Origin of the sequence: Streptomyces sp. NPDC090045 (assembly GCF_044747975.1) — a bacterium.
GTDB lineage: Bacteria > Actinomycetota > Actinomycetes > Streptomycetales > Streptomycetaceae > Streptomyces.
In genome coordinates, this window is sequence record NZ_JBIVFA010000001.1 from 454,404 (window position 1) to 477,952 (window position 23,549).

The 23,549-nt window shown below is 72.4% G+C and carries 21 protein-coding genes and 1 pseudogene; 19 read left to right on the top strand and 3 right to left on the bottom strand.

The features are described 5' to 3' along the window. Positions 1–33 precede the first annotated feature (33 nt). The 4 genes from lepA to ACIPYQ_RS02055 all read left to right on the top strand — a co-directional run bounded on the left by lepA (position 34) and on the right by ACIPYQ_RS02055 (position 6,097). Positions 34–1,899, top strand: a complete 1,866-nt coding sequence (gene lepA, locus ACIPYQ_RS02040) for a translation elongation factor 4 (RefSeq protein ID WP_361768514.1) — start codon at positions 34–36, stop codon at positions 1,897–1,899. A gap of 233 nt (positions 1,900–2,132) precedes the next feature. Continuing rightward, positions 2,133–4,022 (top strand): AMP-binding protein, encoded by a 1,890-nt coding sequence (locus ACIPYQ_RS02045; protein WP_361768512.1) that lies wholly within the window; start codon positions 2,133–2,135, stop codon positions 4,020–4,022. 187 nt (positions 4,023–4,209) lie between these two features. Next, positions 4,210–5,442, top strand: a complete 1,233-nt coding sequence (hemW, locus tag ACIPYQ_RS02050; RefSeq protein WP_401245304.1) for a radical SAM family heme chaperone HemW — start codon at positions 4,210–4,212, stop codon at positions 5,440–5,442. A 100-nt stretch (positions 5,443–5,542) separates the two neighbouring features. Then, positions 5,543–6,097 (top strand): Uma2 family endonuclease, encoded by a 555-nt coding sequence (locus ACIPYQ_RS02055; protein ID WP_401245306.1) that lies wholly within the window; start codon positions 5,543–5,545, stop codon positions 6,095–6,097. 1 nt (position 6,098) lies between these two features. Here the strand turns inward: ACIPYQ_RS02055 and ACIPYQ_RS02060 are convergent, their stop codons facing one another. Beyond that, entirely contained in the window at positions 6,099–6,902 is an 804-nt protein-coding gene (locus tag ACIPYQ_RS02060) for a DUF3097 domain-containing protein (protein ID WP_401245308.1), read from the bottom strand. Between the two features lie 28 nt (positions 6,903–6,930). Next, the gene (locus tag ACIPYQ_RS02065; RefSeq protein ID WP_401245310.1) at positions 6,931–7,656 is read right to left on the bottom strand and encodes an MBL fold metallo-hydrolase; all 726 of its coding nucleotides are present in this window, start codon (positions 7,654–7,656) and stop codon (positions 6,931–6,933) included. Between the two features lie 148 nt (positions 7,657–7,804). Here ACIPYQ_RS02065 and hrcA point away from each other — a divergent pair, with 148 nt between their 5' ends. From hrcA to ACIPYQ_RS02125, 12 genes are all read left to right on the top strand, one after another. Further along, complete coding sequence (gene hrcA, locus ACIPYQ_RS02070) at positions 7,805–8,821, top strand: heat-inducible transcriptional repressor HrcA (RefSeq protein WP_361768502.1); 1,017 nt, start codon at positions 7,805–7,807, stop codon at positions 8,819–8,821. Then, the gene (gene dnaJ / locus ACIPYQ_RS02075; protein WP_319720716.1) at positions 8,822–9,961 is read left to right on the top strand and encodes a molecular chaperone DnaJ; all 1,140 of its coding nucleotides are present in this window, start codon (positions 8,822–8,824) and stop codon (positions 9,959–9,961) included. A 156-nt stretch (positions 9,962–10,117) separates the two neighbouring features. Beyond that, the gene (locus ACIPYQ_RS02080) at positions 10,118–11,209 is read left to right on the top strand and encodes a nitronate monooxygenase (protein ID WP_401245313.1); all 1,092 of its coding nucleotides are present in this window, start codon (positions 10,118–10,120) and stop codon (positions 11,207–11,209) included. Next, positions 11,206–11,949, top strand: a complete 744-nt coding sequence (locus tag ACIPYQ_RS02085; protein WP_401245315.1) for a 16S rRNA (uracil(1498)-N(3))-methyltransferase — start codon at positions 11,206–11,208, stop codon at positions 11,947–11,949. Before ACIPYQ_RS02080 ends, ACIPYQ_RS02085 begins: the two co-directional genes overlap by 4 nt. 204 nt (positions 11,950–12,153) lie before the next feature. Next, complete coding sequence (locus tag ACIPYQ_RS02090; RefSeq protein ID WP_401245317.1) at positions 12,154–12,513, top strand: histidine triad nucleotide-binding protein; 360 nt, start codon at positions 12,154–12,156, stop codon at positions 12,511–12,513. Between the two features lie 3 nt (positions 12,514–12,516). Beyond that, positions 12,517–13,422, top strand: coding sequence for a ribonuclease Z (locus ACIPYQ_RS02095; protein ID WP_361768492.1), 906 nt, complete (start codon positions 12,517–12,519; stop codon positions 13,420–13,422). Between the two features lie 93 nt (positions 13,423–13,515). Then, entirely contained in the window at positions 13,516–14,610 is a 1,095-nt protein-coding gene (locus ACIPYQ_RS02100) for a PfkB family carbohydrate kinase (protein ID WP_361768490.1), read from the top strand. A gap of 157 nt (positions 14,611–14,767) precedes the next feature. Further along, complete coding sequence (locus ACIPYQ_RS02105; protein WP_401245319.1) at positions 14,768–15,811, top strand: PhoH family protein; 1,044 nt, start codon at positions 14,768–14,770, stop codon at positions 15,809–15,811. Positions 15,812–15,824: 13 nt separating this feature from the next. Next, complete coding sequence (ybeY, locus tag ACIPYQ_RS02110; RefSeq protein ID WP_361768486.1) at positions 15,825–16,322, top strand: rRNA maturation RNase YbeY; 498 nt, start codon at positions 15,825–15,827, stop codon at positions 16,320–16,322. Beyond that, entirely contained in the window at positions 16,319–17,623 is a 1,305-nt protein-coding gene (locus ACIPYQ_RS02115; protein WP_401245322.1) for a hemolysin family protein, read from the top strand. Before ybeY ends, ACIPYQ_RS02115 begins: the two co-directional genes overlap by 4 nt. Further along, positions 17,620–17,973 carry an MmcQ/YjbR family DNA-binding protein gene (locus tag ACIPYQ_RS02120; protein ID WP_361768482.1) on the top strand — a complete coding sequence of 118 codons (354 nt, stop codon included), beginning with the start codon at positions 17,620–17,622 and terminating at the stop codon, positions 17,971–17,973. Before ACIPYQ_RS02115 ends, ACIPYQ_RS02120 begins: the two co-directional genes overlap by 4 nt. A 43-nt stretch (positions 17,974–18,016) precedes the next feature. Then, the gene (locus ACIPYQ_RS02125) at positions 18,017–18,373 is read left to right on the top strand and encodes a cytidine deaminase (RefSeq protein WP_361768480.1); all 357 of its coding nucleotides are present in this window, start codon (positions 18,017–18,019) and stop codon (positions 18,371–18,373) included. Between the two features lie 296 nt (positions 18,374–18,669). On the opposite strand, the gene ACIPYQ_RS02130 is transcribed toward ACIPYQ_RS02125, so the two are convergent. Then, entirely contained in the window at positions 18,670–19,992 is a 1,323-nt protein-coding gene (locus ACIPYQ_RS02130) for an MFS transporter (RefSeq protein WP_401245324.1), read from the bottom strand. A 71-nt stretch (positions 19,993–20,063) separates the two neighbouring features. Here ACIPYQ_RS02130 and ACIPYQ_RS02135 point away from each other — a divergent pair, with 71 nt between their 5' ends. The 3 genes and pseudogenes from ACIPYQ_RS02135 to ACIPYQ_RS02145 all read left to right on the top strand — a co-directional run. Then, positions 20,064–21,113 carry a GlxA family transcriptional regulator gene (locus ACIPYQ_RS02135; protein WP_401245326.1) on the top strand — a complete coding sequence of 350 codons (1,050 nt, stop codon included), beginning with the start codon at positions 20,064–20,066 and terminating at the stop codon, positions 21,111–21,113. Between the two features lie 117 nt (positions 21,114–21,230). Beyond that, complete coding sequence (locus tag ACIPYQ_RS02140; protein WP_401245328.1) at positions 21,231–22,538, top strand: beta-xylosidase; 1,308 nt, start codon at positions 21,231–21,233, stop codon at positions 22,536–22,538. Between the two features lie 239 nt (positions 22,539–22,777). Further along, positions 22,778–23,089 (top strand): annotated as a pseudogene (locus ACIPYQ_RS02145) (WxL protein peptidoglycan domain-containing protein); the annotation flags it as partial. Positions 23,090–23,549: the final 460 nt, after the last annotated feature.

Consider the following 23,549-nt stretch of genomic DNA (forward strand, 5'->3'; position numbering starts at 1 on the left):
AGTTCCGACTGCGACCGAGAATCAGGACACTGCGTGCCCGCGATCCCCAGCCACGTGCCCGAGCCGAGCCGTACCGACTCGGCGTTGATCCGCAATTTCTGCATCATCGCGCACATCGACCACGGTAAGTCCACGCTTGCCGACCGGATGCTCCAGATCACCGGTGTGGTCGACCAGCGGCAGATGCGCGCCCAGTACCTCGACCGCATGGACATCGAGCGTGAGCGGGGCATCACGATCAAGTCCCAGGCGGTCCGGCTGCCCTGGGCGCCCACCACGGGCGAGGGCCAGGGCAGCACCCACATCCTCAACATGATCGACACGCCCGGGCACGTCGACTTCACCTACGAGGTCTCGCGCTCCCTCGCCGCGTGCGAGGGCACGGTCCTCCTGGTGGACGCCGCCCAGGGCATCGAGGCCCAGACCCTCGCCAACCTGTACCTGGCGATGGAGAACGACCTCGCGATCGTTCCCGTACTGAACAAGATCGACCTGCCGGCGGCCCAGCCGGAGAAGTTTGCCGAGGAGCTCGCGAACCTGATCGGCTGCCAGCCCGAGGACGTCCTGCGCGTCTCGGCGAAGACCGGTCTCGGTGTCGAGGCGCTGCTCGACAAGGTCGTCGCCACCGTCCCGGCCCCGGTCGGCGTCAAGGACGCCCCGGCCCGCGCGATGATCTTCGACTCCGTCTACGACTCGTACCGCGGTGTCGTGACGTACGTGCGTGTGGTCGACGGGCAGCTGAGCAAGCGCGAGCGCATCCGGATGATGTCCACCGGCGCCACGCACGAGCTGCTGGAGATCGGTGTCTCCTCGCCCGAGATGACCCCGTCCGACGGCATCGGCGTCGGCGAGGTGGGCTACATCATCACCGGCGTGAAGGACGTCCGTCAGTCCAAGGTCGGTGACACCATCACCAGCCTGCACAACGGCGCCACCGAGGCGCTCGGCGGCTACAAGGACCCGCGGCCGATGGTCTTCTCGGGCCTGTACCCGCTCGACGGCTCGGACTACCCGGACCTGCGCGAGGCCCTGGACAAGCTGCAGCTGAACGACGCCGCGCTCGTCTACGAGCCGGAGACCTCGGCGGCGCTCGGCTTCGGCTTCCGCGTCGGCTTCCTCGGCCTGCTCCACCTGGACGTGGTCCGCGAGCGCCTGGAGCGCGAGTTCGGCCTCGACCTGATCGCCACCGCGCCCAACGTGGTCTACCGGGTGGTCATGGAGGACGGCAAGGAAGTCACCGTCACCAACCCGAGCGAGTTCCCCGAGGGCAAGATCTCGGACGTGTTCGAGCCGGTCGTCAGGGCCACCGTGCTCGCCCCGACCGAGTTCATCGGCGCGATCATGGAGCTGTGCCAGCAGCGCCGCGGCACCCTCCTCGGCATGGACTACCTCTCCGAGGACCGGGTCGAGATCCGCTACACCCTCCCGCTCGCGGAGATCGTCTTCGACTTCTTCGACCAGCTGAAGTCCAAGACGCGCGGTTACGCCTCCCTCGACTACGAGCCCACGGGCGAGCAGTCCGGCAGCCTGGTCAAGGTCGACATCCTGCTGCACGGCGACAAGGTCGACGCCTTCTCCGCCGTCACGCACAAGGACGCCGCCTACGCCTACGGCGTGCGCCTGGTCGCCAAGCTGCGCGAGCTCATCCCGCGGCAGGCCTTCGAGGTGCCGATCCAGGCCGCGATCGGCTCCCGCGTCATCGCCCGCGAGACCATCCGCGCCATCCGCAAGGACGTGCTCGCCAAGTGCTACGGCGGTGACATCTCCCGTAAGCGGAAGCTGCTGGAGAAGCAGAAGGAAGGCAAGAAGCGGATGAAGATGGTCGGCTCCGTGGAGGTCCCGCAGGAGGCCTTCATCGCCGTGCTGTCCAGCGACGAGTCCGGCGGCAAGAAGAAGTAGAGCCGCCCCGCCACTCGACGGAACCAGGCCCCCACGCACCGGCGTGGGGGCCTGTTTCGTTATGAACCGGCCGCTCGCGAGCTCTTACGCAGGCGCCGGACGGGCTTTAGTCTGATCACTGCTCGATGGTTACTCGCCAGTCACTAGCTGGTACGTCTCAAACCCGCCAGTCCCCAGCGCCCCCAAGCGCCCCACGCCCACGCACTACCGCGTGGATCGGTCCGGAGGATGTCGTGAGCGACACACAGGCCTATCTCGAGAACCGCCCGCCCACCGTGGCGGTGCTCTTCCTTGAGCGCGTCGCAGCGACGCCGAACGCGGAGGCCTACCGGTTCCCGGTGCCCGCTGCCGGCGGCCAGGGCGCCGACGACTGGAAGTCGCTCAGCTGGGGCCAGGCGGCCGAGCGGGTCTTCGCCATCGCCGCCGGGCTGATCGCCCTCGGCCTGCAGACGGAGGAGCGCGTCGCGCTCGCCTCCAACACCCGGGTCGAGTGGATCCTCTCCGACCTCGGCGTGATGTGCGCGGGCGGCGCGGTGACCACCGTCTACCCCAGCACCAACGCGGACGAGTCGGCCTTCATCCTCGCGGACTCCGAGAGCCGGGTGCTCATCGCCGAGGACGCCAAGCAGCTGGCGAAGGCGCGCGAGCGCCGCGCCGACCTGCCGAAGCTGGCGCACGTCGTGGTCCTGGACGCCGCGGACGCGGTCGCGGCCGACGGCGACCCCGAGGGCTGGGTGCTCTCGCTCGCCGATCTGGAGGCGCGCGGCAAGGAGTACCTGGTCAAGCACCCCGAGGCGGTCAAGGAGCGGGTCTCGGCCATCACCTCCGACCAGCTCGCCACCCTCATCTACACCTCCGGCACCACCGGCCGCCCCAAGGGCGTGCGGCTGCCGCACGACAACTGGTCGTACATGGCCAAGGCCATGGTCGCCACCGGCCTGATCGGCCGGGAGGACGTCCAGTACCTGTGGCTGCCGCTGGCGCACGTCTTCGGCAAGGTGCTGACCTCCGGGCAGATCGAGGCCGGCCACGTGACCGCCGTCGACGGCCGGATCGACAAGATCATCGACAACCTGCCGATCGTGCAGCCCACCTACATGGCCGCCGTTCCGCGCATCTTCGAGAAGGTCTACAACGGCGTGGCCGCCAAGGCCCGCGCCGCCGGCGGCGCCAAGTACAAGATCTTCCAGTGGTCGGTCGGCGTCGCCCGCGAGTACGCGAAGGTCACCCAGGACAACTTCCGCCGCACCGGTCAGGCGAGCGCCCCCTTCGGCCTCACCACCAAGCACAAGATCGCCGACGCGCTCGTCTACTCCAAGCTCCGCGAGGCCTTCGGCGGCAACCTGCGCGCCGCCGTCTCCGGCGCCTCCGCGCTGGCACCCGAGATCGGCTACTTCTTCTCCGGCGCCGGCATCCACATCCTGGAGGGCTACGGCCTGACGGAGTCCAGCGCGGCCTCCTTCGTCAACCCGGGCGAGGCCTACCGCACCGGCACCGTCGGCAAGCCGCTCCCCGGCACCGAGGTCCGCATCGCCGACGACGGCGAGGTCCTGCTGCGCGGCCCCGGCATCATGCAGGGCTACCACCAGCAGCCGGAGAAGACCGCCGAGGTCCTGGAGTCCGACGGCTGGCTGCACACGGGCGACATCGGCGAGCTGTCGGCCGACGGCTACCTGCGCATCACCGACCGCAAGAAGGACCTGATCAAGACCTCGGGCGGCAAGTACGTCGCCCCGGCGGAGATCGAGGGCCAGTTCAAGGCGATCTGCCCGTACGTGTCGACCATCGTCGTGCACGGCGCCGACCGGAACTTCTGCTCGGCCCTGATCGCCCTCGACGAGCCGTCGATCCTCACCTGGGCGGCCGACAACGGGCTGGAGGGCAAGACGTACGGACAGGTCCTGGCCGCGCCGGAGACCGAGCGCCTGATCGAGACGTACGTACAGACCCTGAACGAGGGCCTCCAGCGCTGGCAGACGATCAAGAAGTTCCGGCTGCTGCCGCGTGACCTCGACGTCGAGCACGGGGACCTGACGCCCAGCCTGAAGCTGAAGCGGCCGGTGGTCGAGCGTGAGTTCAAGCACCTGATCGAGGAGATGTACGAGGGGTCGCGCGAGGCGTGACGCCTGCCGCGGGCTCGGCGGGGCGGGGCCGGGCCTTTGGCCTCCCGCCCCGGGGGCCTGCGGTGACGTGCCTCCCTGCGGGCCGGCCTCCCGGGGCTCCGCCCCAGACCCCGCGCCTCAAACGCCGGCGGGGCTGGAGTGGTGCCGGGCGGGGCTGACCATGGGCGGGGTGCGGGATGATGGGGGTATGCCTTCCGCACTGCCCGATGGTGAACCCATGCCCGAAGACGGCTCGCTGCCGTCGCATGCCCTGGAGGGCGCGGGGGAGCGGCCGCTCGGGTTCTACCTGCACGTCCCCTACTGCGCCACGCGCTGCGGGTACTGCGACTTCAACACCTACACGGCCACCGAGCTGCGGGGCACCGGAGGCGTGCTCGCCTCCCGGGAGAACTACGCCGACACCCTGATCGACGAGGTCCGCCTCGCGCGGAAGGTCCTCGGGGACGACCCGCGGGCCGTCCGGACGGTGTTCGTGGGCGGCGGCACGCCCACGCTGCTGCCCGCCGGGGACCTCGTACGGATGCTCGCGGCGATCCGGGACGAGTTCGGCCTGGCCGAGGACGCGGAGATCACCACCGAGGCCAACCCGGAGTCCGTGAACCCGGAGTACCTGGCCGAGCTGCGCGCCGGGGGCTTCAACCGGATCTCCTTCGGCATGCAGAGCGCGAAGCAGCACGTCCTGAAGGTGCTGGACCGCACCCACACCCCGGGCCGCCCGGAGGCGTGCGTCGCGGAGGCGCGGGCGGCGGGCTTCGAGCACGTCAACCTCGACCTGATCTACGGCACCCCGGGGGAGTCCGACGAGGACTGGCGGGCCTCCCTGGCCGCCGCGCTCGGCGCCGGCCCGGACCACATCAGCGCCTACGCGCTGATCGTGGAGGAGGGCACGCAGCTGGCCCGCCGGATCCGCCGGGGCGAGGTCCCGATGACGGACGACGACGTGCACGCCGACCGGTACCTGATCGCGGACGAGGTCATGGCCGGGGCCGGCTACTCCTGGTACGAGGTCTCGAACTGGGCCACCTCGGAAGCCGGGCGCTGCCTGCACAACGAGCTGTACTGGCGCGGCGCCGACTGGTGGGGCGCGGGGCCGGGCGCGCACTCCCACGTGGGCGGGGTCCGGTGGTGGAACGTGAAGCACCCGGGAGCGTACGCCGCCGCGCTGGCGGAGGGACGCTCCCCGGGCGCGGGGCGGGAGCTCCTGTCGGAGGAGGACCGGCGGGTGGAGCGGATCCTGCTGGAGCTGCGCCTCGTGGACGGCGTCCCGCTGTCGCTGCTCGCCCCGGCCGGGCTGGCCGCCTCCCGCAAGGCCCTCGCAGACGGCCTGCTGGACGCGGGGCCGTACGAGGCCGGGCGGGCCGTCCTGACCCTGCGCGGGCGGCTCCTGGCCGACGCGGTGGTCCGCGACCTGGTCGACTGATCACTCCACGGAGTGAACCGCTGCGAATGAGGGCAGGCGCGGCCTAGCCTGTTCGTAGCCTTCTGTCGCATACCCGGCGGCAGAAGTGGAGGGCACGGAGATGACCGCTGTGGACGATCGCCGGATGACCGAGTACTTCGAGAGCTTCGAGGCTCCCGAGGGGGTCAAGGTTGAGCTCCTCAGGGGGGAAATCGTGATGATGGCGGGGCCCGACGTGGTCCACAACCTGATCGTCCTGTTCGTCCAGCGGCAGATCCCCGTGGGACGCTGGTACCCGCTCCAGACGCAGGACGTGGACATTCCGGCGGAGTCGTCCGAGCCGCAGCCGGACCTCGTGGTCCTGCCGAGCGAGGCAGCGCCCGAGTCGGGCCGGTTGGTGCCCGCTTCGGCTCTGGCGATGGTGGTCGAGGTCGTCTCCAAGACCAGCAAGCTGCGCGACTACGTGACGAAGCGCTCCATCTACGCGGCGGGCGGCATCCCCACCTATTTGATCATCGACCCCTTCAAGGCCAAGTGCGTGGTGCTCACCGAACCCTTCGGCGCCGGAGAGGAAGCCGACTACCGGACCGAGCGGACCAGCAAGTTCGGTGAACCGGTCCCGCTCGACGTCCTCGGTGTCACGCTCGACACCACGGAGTTCGGCACCCTGCCGTAGCTCAAACCGGTGCCGTGACGAAGTCGATCAGTTCCTCCACGCGGCCCAGCAGCGTCGGCTCCAGGTCCTTGTAGGACGTCACCCGGGACAGGATGTGCTGCCAGGCGGCGCCCGTGTTCTCCGGCCAGCCCAGGGCCCGGCAGACGCCCGTCTTCCAGTCCTGGCCGCGCGGGACCACCGGCCACGCGGGGATGCCCAGGGCGGACGGCTTCACCGCCTGCCAGACGTCGATGTACGGGTGGCCCACGATCAGGACGTCCGGCGAGGTCACCGCGGCCGCGATACGGGACTCCTTCGAGCCCGGGACGAGGTGGTCGACCAGGATGCCGAGGCGGGCGTCCGGGGCCGGGGCGAAGTCGGCCACGACGGCCGGGAGGTCGTCGATGCCCTCCAGGTACTCCACCACCACGCCCTCGATGCGCAGGTCGTCACCCCAGACCTTCTCGACCAGTTCCGCGTCGTGGCGGCCCTCCACGTAGATGCGCCCCGCCCGCGCCACCCGGGCCCGGGCCCCCGGGACGGCGATCGAGCCCGAGGCCGTACGGGAGGGCGTGGCAGGGGCCCGCGAAGGGCGGACCAGGGTGACCACCGCGCCCTCCAGCAGGAAGCCCCGCGGCTCCATCGGGAACACCCGCCGCTTGCCGAAGCGGTCCTCCAGGGTCACCGTGCCCGCCTCGCAGGCCACCACCGCGCCGCAGAAGTCCGTACCCGCCACCTCGACCACCAGATCGGGCTCGGCCGCCACCTCCGGCACTGCCTTGGGGCGCTTCCACTGCGGGGTCAGGTCGGGGGAGTACTCGCGCATCCGGCCGACAGTAGGAGAGCCGCCCGCGTCATGTCTCCGACACGCCGAAACGGGCTGCCAGTGTGGCGCGTTGCGCACGGACGAAGGCCGCCGTGACCACCGCTCCGTGACCCGGCACGTACAGTGCGTCGTCCCCGCCGAGCGCCAGCAGCCGGTCCAGGGCGGCGGGCCACTGCCGGGGCGCCGCGTCCGGACCCGCCGACGGTTCGCCCGACTCCTCGACCAGGTCCCCGCAGAACACCGTCTCGCGCCCGCCCGGCACGAAGACGGCCAGGTCGTGTCCGGTGTGGCCGGGCCCCACATTGGCCAGCAGCACCTGCAGCCCGCCCAGTTCCAGCGTCCACTCGCCCGACACCAGGTGCTTCGGCGGCACCAGCAGGTCCACCGCCTCGGCCGCCTCCGCTTCCGCCAGGCCGTGCCGCACCGCGTCCTCGCGCAGCTCCTCGCGGCCCGTCGACAGCAGCGCGTCCAGTCCGACCGCCCCGAACACCTCGGCCCCGGAGAAGGCCGCGACGCCCAGGACATGATCGAAATGGCCGTGCGTGAATGCGATATGGGTCACGCGCCGGCCCGTCAGCCGCTCCGCCTCCGCCCGCACCTGAGCGCCCTCCCGGACACACGAACCGGGGTCGATCAGGAGCACCGACTCGTCCCCCACCACCAGCCCCACGGTGCAGTCCCACACCGGCAGCCGTCGCCGGCCGGCCCGTCCGGTCAGCCGTTCCCAGCCTTCCTCTTCCCAACGCACGTCCATGCGGCGACGCTACCCTGGCGGGCCTCCCTTGCCAGGGGCTTACCGCCCGGCCGTACACTGAGCGGGGGATCTCTGGCACTCGAACGATCAGAGTGCCAACCAACACGGCAGAACACGGCAACGGACCACAGCTGGAGGTGTGCGCGCGATGCTCAGCGAACGCAGACTCGAAGTGCTGCGCGCCATCGTCCAGGACTACGTCGGGACGGAGGAGCCGGTCGGCTCCAAGGCGCTCACCGAGCGGCACCGGCTCGGCGTCTCGCCCGCGACCGTGCGCAACGACATGGCCGTGCTGGAGGACGAGGGCTACATCGCCCAGCCCCACACCAGCGCCGGCCGGATCCCCACCGACAAGGGCTACCGCCTCTTCGTCGACAAGCTGGCGGGGGTCAAACCGCTGTCGACGCCCGAGCGCCGGGCCATCCAGAACTTCCTCGACGGCGCCGTCGACCTCGACGACGTCGTCGGCCGCACGGTGCGGCTGCTCGCGCAGCTCACCCGGCAGGTCGCGGTCGTCCAGTACCCGAGCCTGACCCGTTCGACCGTCCGGCACGTGGAGCTGCTCTCGCTGGCTCCCGCGCGCCTGATGCTCGTACTGATCACGGACACCGGGCGGGTCGAGCAGCGGCTCGTCGACTGCCCGAGCCCCTTCAGCGAGGCCTCGCTCGCCGACCTGCGGGCCCGGCTCAACAGCCGGGTCGTCGGACGGCGCTTCACCGATGTGCCCCCGCTCGTCCAGGACCTGCCCGAATCCTTCGAGGCCGAGGACCGGGGCACCGTCTCCACCGTGCTCTCCACCCTCCTCGAAACCCTGGTCGAGGAAGCCGAAGAGCGGCTGATGATCGGCGGCACCGCCAATCTCACCCGCTTCGGACACGATTTTCCCCTGACGATCAGGCCGGTGCTCGAGGCGCTGGAGGAGCAGGTCGTGCTCCTCAAGCTGCTCGGCGAGGCCAACGAGTCGGGAATGGCCGTACGGATCGGGCATGAGAATGCCTACGAGGGACTGAACTCCACGTCCGTCGTCTCCGTCGGTTACGGTTCGGGCGGCGAAGCAGTCGCCAAACTCGGCGTGGTCGGACCGACCCGCATGGACTACCCCGGAACGATGGGAGCGGTACGCGCAGTGGCACGTTACGTCGGACAGATCCTGGCGGAGTCGTAAGTGGCCACGGACTACTACGCCGTTCTCGGCGTGCGCCGCGACGCATCGCAGGACGAGATCAAGAAGGCATTCCGTCGGCTCGCGCGCGAGCTGCACCCGGATGTGAACCCCGATCCCAAGACGCAAGAGCGTTTCAAGGAGATCAACGCCGCCTACGAGGTCCTCTCGGACCCGCAGAAGAAGCAGGTCTACGACCTCGGCGGCGACCCGCTGTCCTCCTCGGGCGGCGGCGGTGGCGCGGGCGGCTTCGGGGCCGGTGGCTTCGGCAACTTCTCCGACATCATGGACGCCTTCTTCGGCCAGAGTCAGCAGCGCGGCCCGCGCTCGCGGACCCGGCGCGGCCAGGACGCCATGATCCGCCTGGACCTGGAGCTGGACGAGGCGGCCTTCGGGACGACCAAGGACATCCAGGTCGACACGGCCGTCGTGTGCACCACCTGCTCCGGCGAGGGTGCCGCTCCCGGCACCGCCGCGCAGACGTGTGACATGTGCCGTGGCCGCGGTGAGGTCTCGCAGGTCACCCGGTCCTTCCTCGGCCAGGTCATGACCTCGCGGCCCTGCCCGCAGTGCCAGGGCTTCGGTACCGTGGTCCCGACCCCGTGCCCCGAGTGCGCGGGCGACGGACGGGTCCGCTCCCGCCGCAGCCTCACGGTCAAGATCCCGGCCGGTGTCGAGAACGGCACCCGGATCCAGCTCGCGGGCGAGGGCGAGGTCGGCCCCGGCGGCGGCCCCGCCGGCGACCTGTACGTGGAGATCCACGAGCTGGCGCACCCGACGTTCCAGCGGCGCGGGGACGACCTGCACTGCACGGTGACGATCCCGATGACGGCGGCCGCACTGGGCACCAAGTGCCCGCTGGAGACGCTGGACGGCCTGGAGGAGATCGACATCCGGCCCGGCACCGGCTCCGGGCAGGCGATCCCGCTGCACGGGCGCGGCGTCACCCACCTGCGCGGCGGCGGGCGCGGCGACCTGATCGTCCACGTCGAGGTCACCACCCCGGGCAAGCTGGACGCCCAGCAGGAGGACCTGCTGCGCCAGCTGGCGAAGCTGCGCGGCGAGGAGCGGCCGATGGGCCAGTTCGCGCCAGGTCAGCAGGGGCTGTTCAGCCGCCTGAAGGACGCGTTCAACGGTCGCTGAGCGACCGGCGGACACCGCCGAGAGCCCGGCCAGGGGATTCCCTGCCGGGCTCTTCGCATGGGTCCGGCGGGGGCCCGTGACCGGGGCCGGAAGCGGACTATGCCAGGCGAATGCGATGATTCGGCCCCATGCGCGGGACGTGGCACGATGCAGTCCATGTCCTCCGCACCGAACGGTCTCTCCCCCTACCCGATCGTGCAGGCTCCCATGGCGGGCGGCGCCTCCTGTCCGCCCCTCGTCGCCGCCGTGTGCGAGGCGGGCGGGCTGGGCTTCCTGGCCGGCGGGTACAAGACCGCCGACGGGATGTACCAGGAGATCAAGCAGGTGCGGGCCCTCACCCGGCGCCGTTTCGGCGTCAACCTCTTCCTGCCGCAGACCGGTTTCGTGGATCCGGCCGCCGTGGAGGCGTACCGGGGGCAGCTGGCCGGTGAGGCGAGCTGGTACGCGATCTCGCTCGCCGAGGAGGACATCATCGGCACCAGCGACGACGGCTACGACGCCAAGCTCGCCATCCTCCTCGAAGACCCGGTGCCGGTCGTCTCGTTCACCTTCGGCTGTCCCTCCTCCGCGGCCCTCGCCGCCCTGCGCAAGGCCGGTACGTACACGGTCGTCACGGCGACCTCCGTCGAGGAGGCCCGGACCGCCCAGCAGGCGGGCGCCGACGCCGTGTGCGTCCAGGGCGTCGAGGCGGGCGGCCACCAGGGCACCCACCGCGACGACCCCCAGGCCGACGGCACGGCGGCCGTGGGGCTGCTCGCGCTGGTGGCCCAGGTGCGGGAGGCCGTGGCCCTCCCGATCATCGCGGCGGGCGGCCTCATGCGCGGCTCGCAGATCGCGGCGCTGCTGGCGGCGGGCGCCGAGGCGGCGCAGCTCGGGACGGCCTTCCTGGCCTGCCCCGAGTCGGGGGCGGACCCCGTGCACAAGAAGGCGCTGACCGATCCGCTGTTCGTCCGGACCGAGCTGACCCGGGCGTTCTCCGGGCGGCCGGCGCGGGGGCTGGTGAACCGGTTCATGCGGGAGCACGGGCCGTACGCCCCGGCCGCCTACCCGCAGGTCCACCACCTGACCTCGGGGTTGCGCAGGGCGGCCGCCGCGGCCGGGGACGCGCAGGGCATGGCCCTGTGGGCGGGCCAGGGGCACCGGCTGGCCCGGGCGCTGCCGGCGGGGGAGCTGGTGGAGGTGCTGGCGGCCGAACTGGCCGAGGCACAGAGCACGTTGAAGGCAATGCAGATGAGGAGTGCGTCATGACCGCCCCGGTGTTCGTGGTCGAAGAGGTCCCCGCGGGGCCGGAGTTCGTCCTGGACGGCCCGGAGGGCCGGCACGCGGTGTCCGTGAAACGGCTGAACCCGGGCGAGGCGGTGGTCCTGACCGACGGCCGGGGCGGCTGGGCGGAGGCGGTCGTGAAGGCCGCGGAGGGCAAGGACCGCCTCGTCGTGTCGGTGTCCTCGGCCGGGCTGGAGCCGGAACCGGAGATCCGCATCACCGTGGTCCAGGCCCTGCCCAAGGGCGACCGCGGCGAGCTGGCCGTCGAGACCATGACCGAGACCGGCGTGGACGCGATCGTGCCCTGGCAGGCCTCCCGCTGCATCACGCAGTGGCGCGGCGACCGGGGCGCCAAGTCCCTGGCCAAGTGGCGGGCCACCGCCCGGGAGGCGGGCAAGCAGTCCCGCCGGGTCCGCTTCCCGGAGGTGGCCGAGGCCATGTCCACCAAGCAGGTCGCGGCGCTGCTGGCCGAAGCCGACCTGGCGATGGTCCTGCACGAGGACCGCGACACCCCCTCCGAGGCCCTGGCCGCGGCGGCGCTCCCCGCCTCGGGTTCCGTCGTCCTGGTGGTCGGCCCGGAGGGCGGGGTCTCCCCGGAGGAGCTGGCGGTCTTCGCCGCGGCGGGGGCCCACCCCCACCGCCTGGGCCGCTCCGTCCTGCGCACCTCCACGGCCGGCACCGCGGCCACGGCGGTCCTGCTGGCCCGCACGGGCCGCTGGTCCTGACGGGCCGCCGGTCCTGACGGCCTGCTGGTCCGCGGCCCGCTCCGCCTCCCGGTCCGCTCCGCCCCCCGGTCCGGCCGTGCCCGGTCCCGGCCGGCCGTCCGGCCCGGCGGGCCCCGGGCTTCCGCCCGGCCGAAATGCCCGCCCGCGGCAGGCGCCCGGCTGGATACGATGCCCGGACCGATCAACGTCACGGGAGGCTCAGCAATGGCCGGGGAACCGCAGGCAGACTGCCTGTTCTGCAAGATCGTCGAGGGGCACATCCCCGCGACCGTGATCCGCGAGACCGAGACCACGGTCGCCTTCCGGGACATCAACCCGCAGGCGCCCACGCACGTGCTCGTGATCCCCAAGGTGCACTACCCCGACGCGGCCTCCCTCGCCGCCGCGGAGCCGGCCGTCGCCGCCGACATACTGCGCGAGGCCGGCCAGGTCGCCCTCGACGAGAAGATCGTCGAGCACGGCTACCGCGTCGTCTTCAACACCGGCTCCGGCGCCGGGCAGACCGTCTTCCACGCGCACGCGCACGTCATCGGCGGCCGCGGCCTCCAGTGGCCCCCCGGATAGCACGTGTCCGTACGAGAGTTCGTGGTGCTGGGCACCGCCAGCCAGGTGCCCACCCGCCACCGCAACCACAACGGCTACCTGCTGCGCTGGGACGGCGAGGGCATCCTCTTCGACCCCGGCGAGGGCACGCAGCGGCAGATGCTGCGGGCCGGGGTCGCCGCGCACGACATCAACCGGATCTGTGTCACCCACTTCCACGGTGACCACAGCCTCGGGCTGGCCGGGGTGATCCAGCGGATCAACCTCGACCAGGTCCCGCACCCCGTCACCGCGCACTACCCGGCCTCCGGGCAGAAGTTCTTCGACCGGCTGCGGTACGCCACGGCCTACCGCGAGACCGTCCCGCTGCGCGAGGAACCGGTGGCCGCGGACGGGACGCTGGCGCAGGGGGCCACGTACGTCCTGGAGGCCCGGCTGCTCTCGCACCCGGTGGAGTCCTTCGGCTACCGGATCACCGAGCCCGACGGGCGCCGCATGGTGCCGGAGCTGCTCGCGCGGCACGGCGTCAAGGGGCCGGACGTGGGCCGGATCCAGCGCGACGGGCGGCTCGGCGAGGTCACGCTGGAGGAGGTCAGCGAGCCCCGGCGCGGGCAGCGGTTCGCCTTCGTCATGGACACCCGGCTCTGCGACGGGGTGTACGCGCTCGCCGAGGGCTGCGACATGCTCGTGATCGAGTCGACCTTCCTCGACGAGGACGAGCGGCTGGCCACCGACCACGGGCACCTCACGGCCGGCCAGGCGGCGCGGGCGGCGCGGGACGCGGGCGTCCGGCACCTCGTGCTGACGCACTTCTCGCAGCGGTACACGGACCCGTCCGAGTTCGAGCGGCAGGCGCGGGCGGCGGGTTTCGAGGGCGAGCTGACGGTGGCGGAGGACCTGGTGCGCGTTCCGCTGCCCAAGCGGGGCTGAACGTGTAGGTGATCTGCGCCACACTGGGGTTTGGCCCCGCACCGGACGGGCAGGGCTGGCAGCTTTCCGTAGGAACACATCGGGGAGTACACCGTGACCAGTAGGGACTTCGACAGCCGCGCAGCCGCCGTGGACCCGCTCGGTCCGCTGCGCGATCCACAGGAACCGGGCTGCGACGTCTTCCTGACCGGCACGGTGTTCCTCGACATCATCTTCACGGGCCTGGACTCGGCGCCGGTCCGCGGTACGGAGTCCTGGGCGCGCGGCATGGGCTCCAGCCCGGGCGGCGTCGCCAACATGGCCACCGCCCTGGCCCGGCTCGGGCTGCGCACCTCGCTGGCCGCGGCCTTCGGGGACGACCACTACGGCGAGTACTGCTGGGACGCCCTGGAGCAGGGCGAGGGCATCGACCTGTCCATGTCGCACACGATCCCCGGCTGGCACAGCCCCGTCACCGTCTCGATGGCCTACGAGGGCGAGCGCACGATGGTCTCGCACGGCCACGAGGCCCCGCCGCCGGCCGGCACCGGGCCGTTCCCGCAGTGCCCGCCGCTCGCCCGCGCGGCGGTGGCCGCGCTCGGTCCCGGCCGCGGCGAGGAGTGGATCGGCGAGGCCGCCCGGCGCGGCTCGCGGATCTTCGCGGACGTGGGGTGGGACGAGAGCGGGCGGTGGGACCTGGGGGCCCTGGCCGACCTGGAGCACTGCGAGGCCTTCCTGCCGAACGCCGGCGAGGCCATGCGGTACACGCGGACGGACTGTCCCAGAGCCGCGGCCCGGGCCCTGGCCGAGAAGGTGCCGATCGCGGTGGTCACGATGGGCGCGGAGGGCTCGTACGCGGTCGACGGGCGCACCGGGGAGACGGCGCACGTCCCCGGGATCACGGTGGACGAGCTCGACCCGACGGGCGCGGGCGACGTCTACGTGGCGGGCTTCGTGACCGGCACCCTGGCGGGCTGGCCCCTCGCGGACCGGCTCGCCTTCGCCGGGCTGACGGCGGCCCTGTCGGTCCAGGAGTTCGGCGGCTCCCTGTCGGCCCCGGGCTGGCCGGAGGTGGCCCACTGGTGGCGGTCCGCCCCGCAGGAGCTGCGCGGCCGCTACGGCTTCCTGGACGACCTGATCCCGCCCGGCTCGGGCCCGGCGTCCCGGCGCAGGGCCGTGCCGACGATCGGCTTCCGGCACTCCGCGTGACCGGACGACCGCGGGGCCGCGGCGCCCCGGGGGCCGCGCTGGGAGGGCGTAAAACCTCTCGGGGAAGCCGCGGCGGCGACGTAGGCTTGGTATTCCGGAGGTCGTCGATCGGCGCGGCCCCTCAGCGGGAGGTATGTGCAGGCCACAGTGCCGGCCCATGACTCAGACACCCACAGCCCACATTCCAGTGCCGGGGCAGGCGCGAGCCCACTTCACCGTCCCGGCCAGGCACCCGATGGTGACGGTGCTCGGATCCGGTGACGCCCTGTTGCGCGTGATCGAGAAGGCCTTCCCGAAGGCCGACATCCATGTTCGGGGCAATCAGGTCAGCGCGATCGGAGATGCGGCGGAAGTCGCACTGGTCCAGCGCCTGTTCGACGAGATGATGCTGGTGCTCCGCACCGGGCAGCCGATGACGGAGGACGCAGTGGAACGCTCGATCGCCATGCTCAAGGCGAGCGGCAACGGAAACGGGAACGGGCCCGAGGAAACGCCCGCAGAGGTGCTCACCCAGAACATCCTCTCCAGCCGCGGCCGCACCATCCGACCCAAGACCCTCAACCAGAAGCGGTACGTCGACGCGATCGACAAGAACACGATCGTCTTCGGCATCGGCCCCGCCGGTACCGGAAAGACCTACCTGGCCATGGCCAAGGCGGTGCAGGCCCTGCAGTCCAAGCAGGTCAGTCGGATCATCCTGACCCGGCCCGCCGTCGAGGCGGGGGAGCGGCTCGGCTTCCTGCCGGGCACCCTCTTCGACAAGATCGACCCGTACCTGCGCCCGCTCTACGACGCGCTCCACGACATGCTCGACCCCGACTCGATCCCGCGGCTCATGGCCGCCGGGACCATCGAGGTGGCGCCCCTGGCGTACATGCGCGGACGCACGCTCAACGACGCGTTCGTCGTCCTCGACGAGGCGCAGAACACCACCGCCGAGCAGATGAAGATGTTCCTGACCCGGCTCGGCTTCGACTCGAAGATCGTCGTCACCGGCGACGTCACGCAGATCGACCTGCCGGGTGGCGCCAAGAGCGGTCTGCGTCAGGTCCAGGAGATCCTCGACGGGGTGCCCGACATCCACTTCTCGCGGCTCACGTCCGAGGATGTCGTCCGGCACAAGCTGGTCGGCCGTATCGTCGACGCGTACGAGAAGTACGACGACGGCCAGCAGGCCGCGAACGGCCACCAGCGGAAGTAGAACCCAGCGCACCATGTCGATCGACGTCAACAACGAGTCCGGAACCGAGGTCGACGAGCAGGCGATCCTCGACATCGCCCGCTACGCGCTCACCCGGATGCGGATCCACCCGCTCTCCGAGCTGTCCGTCATCGTCATCGACGAGGACGCGATGGAGCAGCTCCACATCCAGTGGATGGACCTGCCCGGCCCGACCGACGTCATGTCCTTCCCGATGGACGAGCTCCGTCCGCCGACGAAGGACGACGAGGAGCCCCCGCAGGGGCTCCTCGGCGACATCGTGCTCTGCCCCGAGGTCGCGAAGAGGCAGGGCGAGGAAGCCGCCACGCAGCACTCCATGGACGAGGAGCTCCAGCTCCTGACCGTCCACGGAGTGCTGCACCTGCTCGGCTACGACCACGAGGAGCCCGACGAGAAGGCCGAGATGTTCGGCCTGCAGGCGGCCATCGTCGACGGCTGGCGCGGTGAGCGCGGCATGACGGGTCCCTCGCCGGCGCCCACGGTCTCGTGAACGCCGCGCAGCTGATCACCGGAGCGGTGCTGCTGGTGGTCGTGGCCTGGTTCGCGGCCTGCGCGGAGTCCGGCATCGCCCGCATCTCGATCTTCCGCGCCGAGCAGGCCGTACGGGAGGGCCGGCGCGGCAGCGAGAAGCTCGCCCAGGTCGCCGGCGACCCCACCCGCTACCTCAACGTGGCGCTGCTGGTCCGGGTCACCTGCGAGATGGCGGCCGGGGTGCTCGTCACCTACGTCTGCCTCGACGAGTTCGGCGAGAACTGGACCGCGCTGCTCGTGGCCATCGCCGTGATGGTGCTCGTCTCCTTCGTCGCCGTCGGCGTCTCCCCGCGCACGATCGGCCGCCAGCACCCGCTGAACACCTCGACGGCGGCCGCGTACGTCCTCGTACCGCTCGCCCGGGTGATGGGACCGATCCCGCAGCTGCTGATCCTCATCGGCAACGCGCTCACGCCCGGAAAGGGCTTCCGCAAGGGGCCGTTCGCCTCCGAGGCCGAGCTGCGCGCGATGGTGGACCTCGCGGAGAAGGAATCGCTGATCGAGGACGACGAGCGCCGGATGGTGCACCAGGTCTTCGAGCTCGGCGACACCCTGGTGCGCGAGGTGATGGTGCCGCGCACCGACCTGGTCTGCATCGAGCGGTACAAGACGGTCCGTCAGGCGACCACGCTGGCGCTGCGGTCCGGCTTCTCGCGCATCCCGGTGACCGGGGAGAACGAGGACGACATCGTCGGGATCGTCTACCTGAAGGACCTGGTCCGCAAGACCCACATCAGCCGCGAGGCGGAGTCCGACCTGGTCTCCACGGCGATGCGGGCGGCCGTCTTCGTGCCGGACACCAAGAACGCGGGCGACCTGCTGCGCGAGATGCAGCAGGTGCGCAACCACGTGGCCGTCGTCATCGACGAGTACGGCGGCACGGCCGGCATCGTCACCATCGAGGACATCCTCGAGGAGATCGTCGGCGAGATCACGGACGAGTACGACCGGGAGCTCCCGCCCGTCGAGGACCTGGGTGAGGACCGCTACCGGGTCACGGCCCGCCTGGACATCACCGACCTCGGTGAGCTGTTCAAGGTCGAGGCCTTCGACGACGAGGACGTGGAGACGGTCGGCGGCCTGCTGGCGAAGGCGCTGGGCCGGGTGCCGATCGCGGGCGCCTCGGCGGTGGTGGAACTGCCGGACGGGCGTCCGCTGCGGCTGACGGCCGAGTCCCCGGCGGGACGGCGGAACAAGATCGTGACGGTGCTGGTGGAACCGGTGGCCGCGGCGGGAGCCGTGGGGGAGGAGGGGGAATGACCCCGGCGGAGCTGCGGGAATTCTGTCTGGGCTTCAACGCGGCGGTGGAGGAGTTCCCCTTCACCCCCGAGACCTCGGTCTTCAAGGTGCTGGGCAAGGTGTTCGCGCTCTCGGCGCTGGACGCGCAGCCGCTGAAGGTCAACCTCAAGTGCGAGCCGGAGCTGGCGGTGCGGCTGCGCGAGGAGCACGAGGCGATCGTGCCGGGCTACCACATGAACAAGAGGCACTGGAACACGGTGACGGTGGGCGGGCTCCCCGACGCGACGGTGCGCGAGCTCGTCGAGGACTCGTACGACCTGGTCGTGGCCGGGTTGCCGCGGGCGGAGCGGCTGAAGCTCGACCGGCCGTGAGCCGCCTGCGAGCCCGGCCGGGGGGCTCCCTATGCTTTCGACCATGACCGAGAGCACCGGGATCGACCCCGAGGACAGCAAGATCATCACGCTGGCGCGCAGCGCCCGGGCCCGCAACGGCGTGCCGGAGGGGGCGGCGGTGCGTGACGAGACGGGCCGTACGTACGTCGCCGGGACGGTGGAGCTCGACTCCCTGAAGCTGAGTGCGCTGCAGACCGCGGTCGCGATGGCCGTGGCGAGCGGTGCGCGCTCCCTGGAGGCCGCGGCCGTCGTCAGCGCGGCCGACGCGCCCGCCGAGGCCGACCGCGCGGCCGTCCGCGACCTGGGCGGCCCGGACACCCCGGTGCTGCTGGCAGCCCCGGACGGCACCCTGAAGTCGACGACCCCAGCCGGCGCCTAGCCTCCCGGCGGGGCCTTGCCGGTCCACCGGAGCCGGACCACATCCAGCCTGGCCCGGGCCAACCACCCTTGCCGGGCAAATGCAGCCTGGCTCGGCCAAACCCAGCCCCTCCGGCGTTTGAGCAGGGGGCACCTCCCAGCGGTAGCTGGGGGAGGGTCCGGGCGGAGCCCGGTGCCCGGCGGAGCCGGGTTTCCTGGGGCTCCGCCCCAGACCCCGCGCCTCAAACGCCGGCGAGGCTGAAATTGGCCCGGGCGTGCCTCAAACGCCGGCGAGGCTGAAGTTGTCCGGGCGAGCCGTCAGGTGTGTCGGGTGCCGCTGGTGGGATTGGCTGCCCCGCCGGGAGGCTGCCGGCGGCGGATGACCATCGCCATCAGCGCAGCCATCGCGCACAGCGCGCCCGAGGCGTACCAGACGACGTCGTACGAGCCGAAGGCGTCCCGGGCCAGACCGCCCAGGAAGGCCACCAGCGCCGCGCCGACCTGGTGCGAGGCCAGTACCCAGCCGAAGACGATCGCGCTGTCCTCCCCGTAGTGCTCACGGCAGAGCGCGATGGTCGGCGGGACGGTCGCGACCCAGTCCAGCCCGTAGAAGACGATGAAGAAGATCATCGGCGGGTGCACGGACGGTGCCAGCAGCATCGGCAGGAACAGCAGCGAGATCCCGCGCAGCGCGTAGTACACCGCCAGCAGGCGGCGCGCCGCGAAGCGGTCGGTGAACCAGCCGGAGGCGATGGTGCCGACGACGTCGAACACCCCGATCACCGCGAGCAGGCCCGCCGCCGCCGTCACCGGCATGCCGTGGTCGTGGGCCGCCGGCACGAAGTGGGTCTTGACCAGCCCGTTGGTCGAGGCCCCACAGATCGCGAAGGTCCCCGCCAGCAGCCAGAAGGGGCCGGTCCGGGCCGCCTTGAACAGCACCGTCACCGTCCGCCGCGCCGCGCCCGTCACCGGGGCGGGCTTTTCCGCGTAGGTGCCGCCGTACGGCGCGAGGCCCACGTCCGCCGGGTGGTCGCGCAGCAGCAGCCACACGAACGGGACGACGGCCAGGGCCGCCAGCGACACCGTCACCGCCGCCGGACGCCAGCCGTGGTGCTCCACCAGCCACGACAGCAGCGGCAGGAAGATCAGCTGGCCGGAGGCCCCGGCCGCGGTCAGGATGCCGGTGACCAGCCCGCGCCGGGCGGTGAACCAGCGGTTGGTCACCGTCGCCGCGAAGGCCAGCGCCATGGAGCCGCTGCCCAGGCCCACCAGCACTCCCCAGAACAGCACCAGCTGCCAGGACGCCGTCATCCACACGGTGGCCGCGGTGCCGCCGGATATGACCAGCAGGGCCAGAGCCACCACCCTGCGGATGCCGAAGCGGTCCATCAGCGCGGCGGCGAAGGGGGCGGTGAGCCCGTACAGCGCGAGGTTCACCGAGACGGCGAAGCCGATCGTGCCGCGCGACCAGTCGAACTCCTCGTGCAGCGGCTCGATGAGCAGTCCGGGCAGCGAGGCGAAGGCGGCGGCGCCGATGATCGTCACGAAGGCGACGGCCGCGACGAACCAGGCGCGGTGGACGCGTCCCGGGGTGGCCGGAGGCGTGGTCGTGGGGGCGGGGATAGGGGCTGTCTGCGTCACCCGGACAGCTTCCGGCGGGGAGGGCCCCGCACGACAGTGGCCTGACCGACACCCTTCGATACGATTGGGCCATGGCCCTCCACCGTGTCGTCGTCCTCGCGCTCACCGGGCTGCTGCCCTTCGAGCTCGGCATCCCGCACCGGATCTTCGGCCGGGCGAAGGATCCCGCCGGAGGGCCGCTGTACGAGATCCTCACCTGCGCCCTGGCCCCCGGGCCGGTGCGCACGGACGCCGATTTCGCGGTCCAGGTCGAGCACGGCCCCGAGCTGCTGGCCACGGCCGACACCGTGGTGGTACCCGCCTCGTACGAGCTGGGGCCGATATACGAGGAGGGCCGGCTGAGCGACGAGCTCGCCGCGGCGCTCGCGCACATCCGGCCCGGGACGCGGCTCGTCTCCATCTGCACGGGCGGGTACGTGCTGGCCGCCGCCGGATTCCTGGACGGCCGCCCGGCCACCACCCACTGGTTCCACGCCGAGCACTTCCAGCGGCTCTTCCCGGCCGTGCGGGTGGACGCCGGCGTGCTCTACACCGACGACGGGGACGTGCTGACCTCGGCCGGGGTCGCCGCCGGCATCGACCTGTGCCTGCACATCGTGCGCCGCGACCACGGCGCGGCCGTCGCCAACGACGTGGCCCGGCGGACCGTCGTACCGCCGCACCGGGACGGCGGGCAGGCGCAGTTCATCGAACGCCCGGTGCCGCAGCCGCAGCTGGCCAGCACCGCGGCGGCCCGCGCCTGGGTGCTGGACCGGCTGCACGAGCCGGTGCGGCTGGTCGACCTGGCCCGGCAGGAGGCCATGTCGGTACGGACGTTCACGCGCAGGTTCCGCGAGGAGGCCGGGATCAGCCCCGGCGAGTGGATCGTCGGACAGCGGGTGGAACGGGCCCGGCGGCTGCTGGAGCGGACGGATCTGCCGATGGAACAGGTCGCGCGGGAGACGGGCTTCGGGACGGCGCAGTCGCTGCGCAAGCACGTGCAGGCGGCGCTGGGGGTGAGCCCGACGGCGTACCGGCGCACGTTCCGCGCGGCGGGCGGGGACGCGGGCGGAGGGGAGAGTGAGGCCGGCACTCTGCCATCTCCTGATGGGCCATCAGTTGATGCCGGATCCGTGCATTGACTTCTCCGGCCGCCCGCTCGTGAATGGCCCCCTGCGCAGGGGCCGGGCGCGAGGGAACCCAGGGGGCGGGCAGTGCGAACAGGGGCGCGGAAGCGGAGATGGTCGGCCGCCGTCGGCATGGCGGTGCTCGCCGCCACGACCGGGGGCGCCCTGAGCGCACCAGCCGCGGCCGAGGGGGAGACGCCCCCCGGCCAGGTGGAGTTCCCGACGCACTGCCTGCCGCCCCAGGAGGCCGGACTCCCGCCCGCCGACGGGCCGACCACCGCCCGGATCACCGTCGACGACCCGGCTCCACAGGTCGGCGACACCGTCACCGTGACCTACCAGGTGCTCCGGACCCCCGCCGTGGCACCCCTGGATCCGAACGCGGCCGGCGGCGAACTCCCCGCCGACGTGCTGACCCCGACCGGCCGGATCGTGCTGGCGGGCGCCCAGAGCGGCGAGGTCACCGTCGTCGGGGCCAAGCGCAACGACCCCGTCCGCGCGGGCGAGCCCCTTCCTGCCGTCACCATGACCGGCACCTTCACCGTCACCGCACCCGGTGAGATCACCCTCGCCCCGGGCGGCTACACCCTGCACACCAGTCACCTGCTGGACCTCGACACCACCTGCACCGCCGCGGGGCCGTCCGCCACCCCCGTCTCCGCACGCCTGACCGCGACCGCGCTGCCCACGGCCAACCTGCGCAGCGTCTTCCTCGCGGCGGCCCACGGAAAGCCGGGCACCAAGGTCAAGGTCACCGCCGCCGGCTTCCCCCCGGGCGCGGCCGTGACGGTGGCCGGACGGGCCGGCGCCGCCGAAACCGCCGACCGGGCGAGCGCCACCGCCGACGAACGGGGCACGGCCCTGGTGGAGTTGCCCGTCACGGACAAGGCCACCACCGCCGTGATCGCCTACGAGGGCCCGGCCTGGTCGGCGAGCCGGGGCTCCGGCCCGGCCGCGTACACCGTCGTCGACACCACCCCGACGACGGCGGGCACCCGCAAGATCACGGCCACCGTCGAACCGGGCGCCCTCGGCATGACCCAGGCCGGCGAGGACATCACCCTCGGCGCCGTCCCGTACGGCGACGGCGGCGCCGCCCCCGGCCGGATCGGGACCGTGACCGTCACCGACGCCCGCGGCGGCCCGGCCGGCTGGTCCCTGACCGGCAAGGTCACCGACTTCACGGGGCCGGGCGGCGTGCGCATCCCGGGCGCGTCCCTGTCCTGGACCCCGACCTGCGTGGCGGCCGCGGGCAGCACGAGCGCCTGTACGCCGGGCAGCGCGGGCGTGGTCGGCCCGGAGGGGGCCCTCCTGGCCTCCACCGCCGACGCCCCGCTGGTCGGCGGCACCTTCACGGTCGACGCCACGGTGACGCTGCGGGTCCCGCCGTACACCCCGCCGGGCGCGTACACGGCGGTCCTGACCCTCACCCTTTCGTGACGCCCCGTCTCCTGGGGCTCCGCCCCAGACCCCGCGCCTCAAACGCCGGCGGGGCTGTATTTCAGCCCGTCCGGCGTTTGAGGACCGGGTCCGGGCGGAGCCCGGTTTCGGGAAGGGGCGGGGTGGGGGACAGGCTCCGCGCAGCGGCAGCCCGTGCGGCGGGGGCCCTGCTCGTCGCGGCCGGGGTCGTCCTCCTGCTCGCCGCGCCGGCCGAATCCGCGGACAACGGCCAGTGGTCCGTGCTGCCCGCCGCGACAGGCGTCGGCCAGCGGCCGTACTTCTACCTCGCCGCCGCGCCCGGCCAGGCCGTCACCGACACCGTCACCGTGACCAACCGCACCGACCGCCCCCGCACCTTCCGGCTCTACCCCGCCGACGCCTACAACACCGCCCGCGACGGCGGCTTCGCGCTGCGCGGCCCCGACGAGCCGCGCCGGGCCACCGCCGCCTGGGCGGAGCTCGACCGGGAGCGGGTGACCGTACCGGCCCGGGGGGCGGTCCGCGTCGGCTTCACCGTCACCGTCCCCGACCGGGCGGAGCCCGGGGACCACCCCGGCGCCATCGTGGCCCTTGAGGACCGGCCCGCCGCCGCCACCGCCCAGGGGATCGGCGTCCAGCAGGCCGTCGCCGCCCGGGTGTACCTGCGGGTGACCGGCCCGACCGCGGCCGCCCTCGCCGTCGAGGGGGTCTCCGTGCACCGCCGCGGCGCGGGCGCGGAGATCTCGTACACGCTCCGCAACACCGGCAACGTCACCCTCCGCCCGCGCGCGGCCCTCACCGCCTCCGGAGCCCTCGGCCGCACCCTCCTGAACCGCGAGCTCACCGGCCTGCCCGCCGAACTGCTGCCGGGTCAGGAAGTGCGCCTCGGCACCCGCTGGGAGGGTCCGCCCGCCGCGGAATGGGCGGAGGTGACGGTGCGCGCCAGGGCCGACGGAACCACAGCTCAGGGCCGCGCGGCCCACGCCGCGCACCCCCTGCTCACGGCTGTGCTGGCCCTCACTGCCGTGATCT

Coding starts and splice junctions, on each gene's coding strand:
- ACIPYQ_RS02120 (WP_361768482.1), top strand. CDS start 17,620: ATGACCCCGGCGGAGCTGCGGGAATTCTGTCTGGGCTTCAACGCGGCG.
- ybeY (WP_361768486.1), top strand. CDS start 15,825: ATGTCGATCGACGTCAACAACGAGTCCGGAACCGAGGTCGACGAGCAG.
- ACIPYQ_RS02125 (WP_361768480.1), top strand. CDS start 18,017: ATGACCGAGAGCACCGGGATCGACCCCGAGGACAGCAAGATCATCACG.
- ACIPYQ_RS02105 (WP_401245319.1), top strand. CDS start 14,768: ATGACTCAGACACCCACAGCCCACATTCCAGTGCCGGGGCAGGCGCGA.
- ACIPYQ_RS02080 (WP_401245313.1), top strand. CDS start 10,118: ATGTCCTCCGCACCGAACGGTCTCTCCCCCTACCCGATCGTGCAGGCT.
- hrcA (WP_361768502.1), top strand. CDS start 7,805: ATGCTCAGCGAACGCAGACTCGAAGTGCTGCGCGCCATCGTCCAGGAC.
- ACIPYQ_RS02055 (WP_401245306.1), top strand. CDS start 5,543: ATGACCGCTGTGGACGATCGCCGGATGACCGAGTACTTCGAGAGCTTC.
- ACIPYQ_RS02140 (WP_401245328.1), top strand. CDS start 21,231: ATGGCGGTGCTCGCCGCCACGACCGGGGGCGCCCTGAGCGCACCAGCC.
- ACIPYQ_RS02065 (WP_401245310.1), bottom strand. CDS start 7,656: ATGGACGTGCGTTGGGAAGAGGAAGGCTGGGAACGGCTGACCGGACGG.
- ACIPYQ_RS02090 (WP_401245317.1), top strand. CDS start 12,154: ATGGCCGGGGAACCGCAGGCAGACTGCCTGTTCTGCAAGATCGTCGAG.
- hemW (WP_401245304.1), top strand. CDS start 4,210: ATGCCTTCCGCACTGCCCGATGGTGAACCCATGCCCGAAGACGGCTCG.
- ACIPYQ_RS02135 (WP_401245326.1), top strand. CDS start 20,064: ATGGCCCTCCACCGTGTCGTCGTCCTCGCGCTCACCGGGCTGCTGCCC.
- ACIPYQ_RS02060 (WP_401245308.1), bottom strand. CDS start 6,902: ATGCGCGAGTACTCCCCCGACCTGACCCCGCAGTGGAAGCGCCCCAAG.
- ACIPYQ_RS02085 (WP_401245315.1), top strand. CDS start 11,206: ATGACCGCCCCGGTGTTCGTGGTCGAAGAGGTCCCCGCGGGGCCGGAG.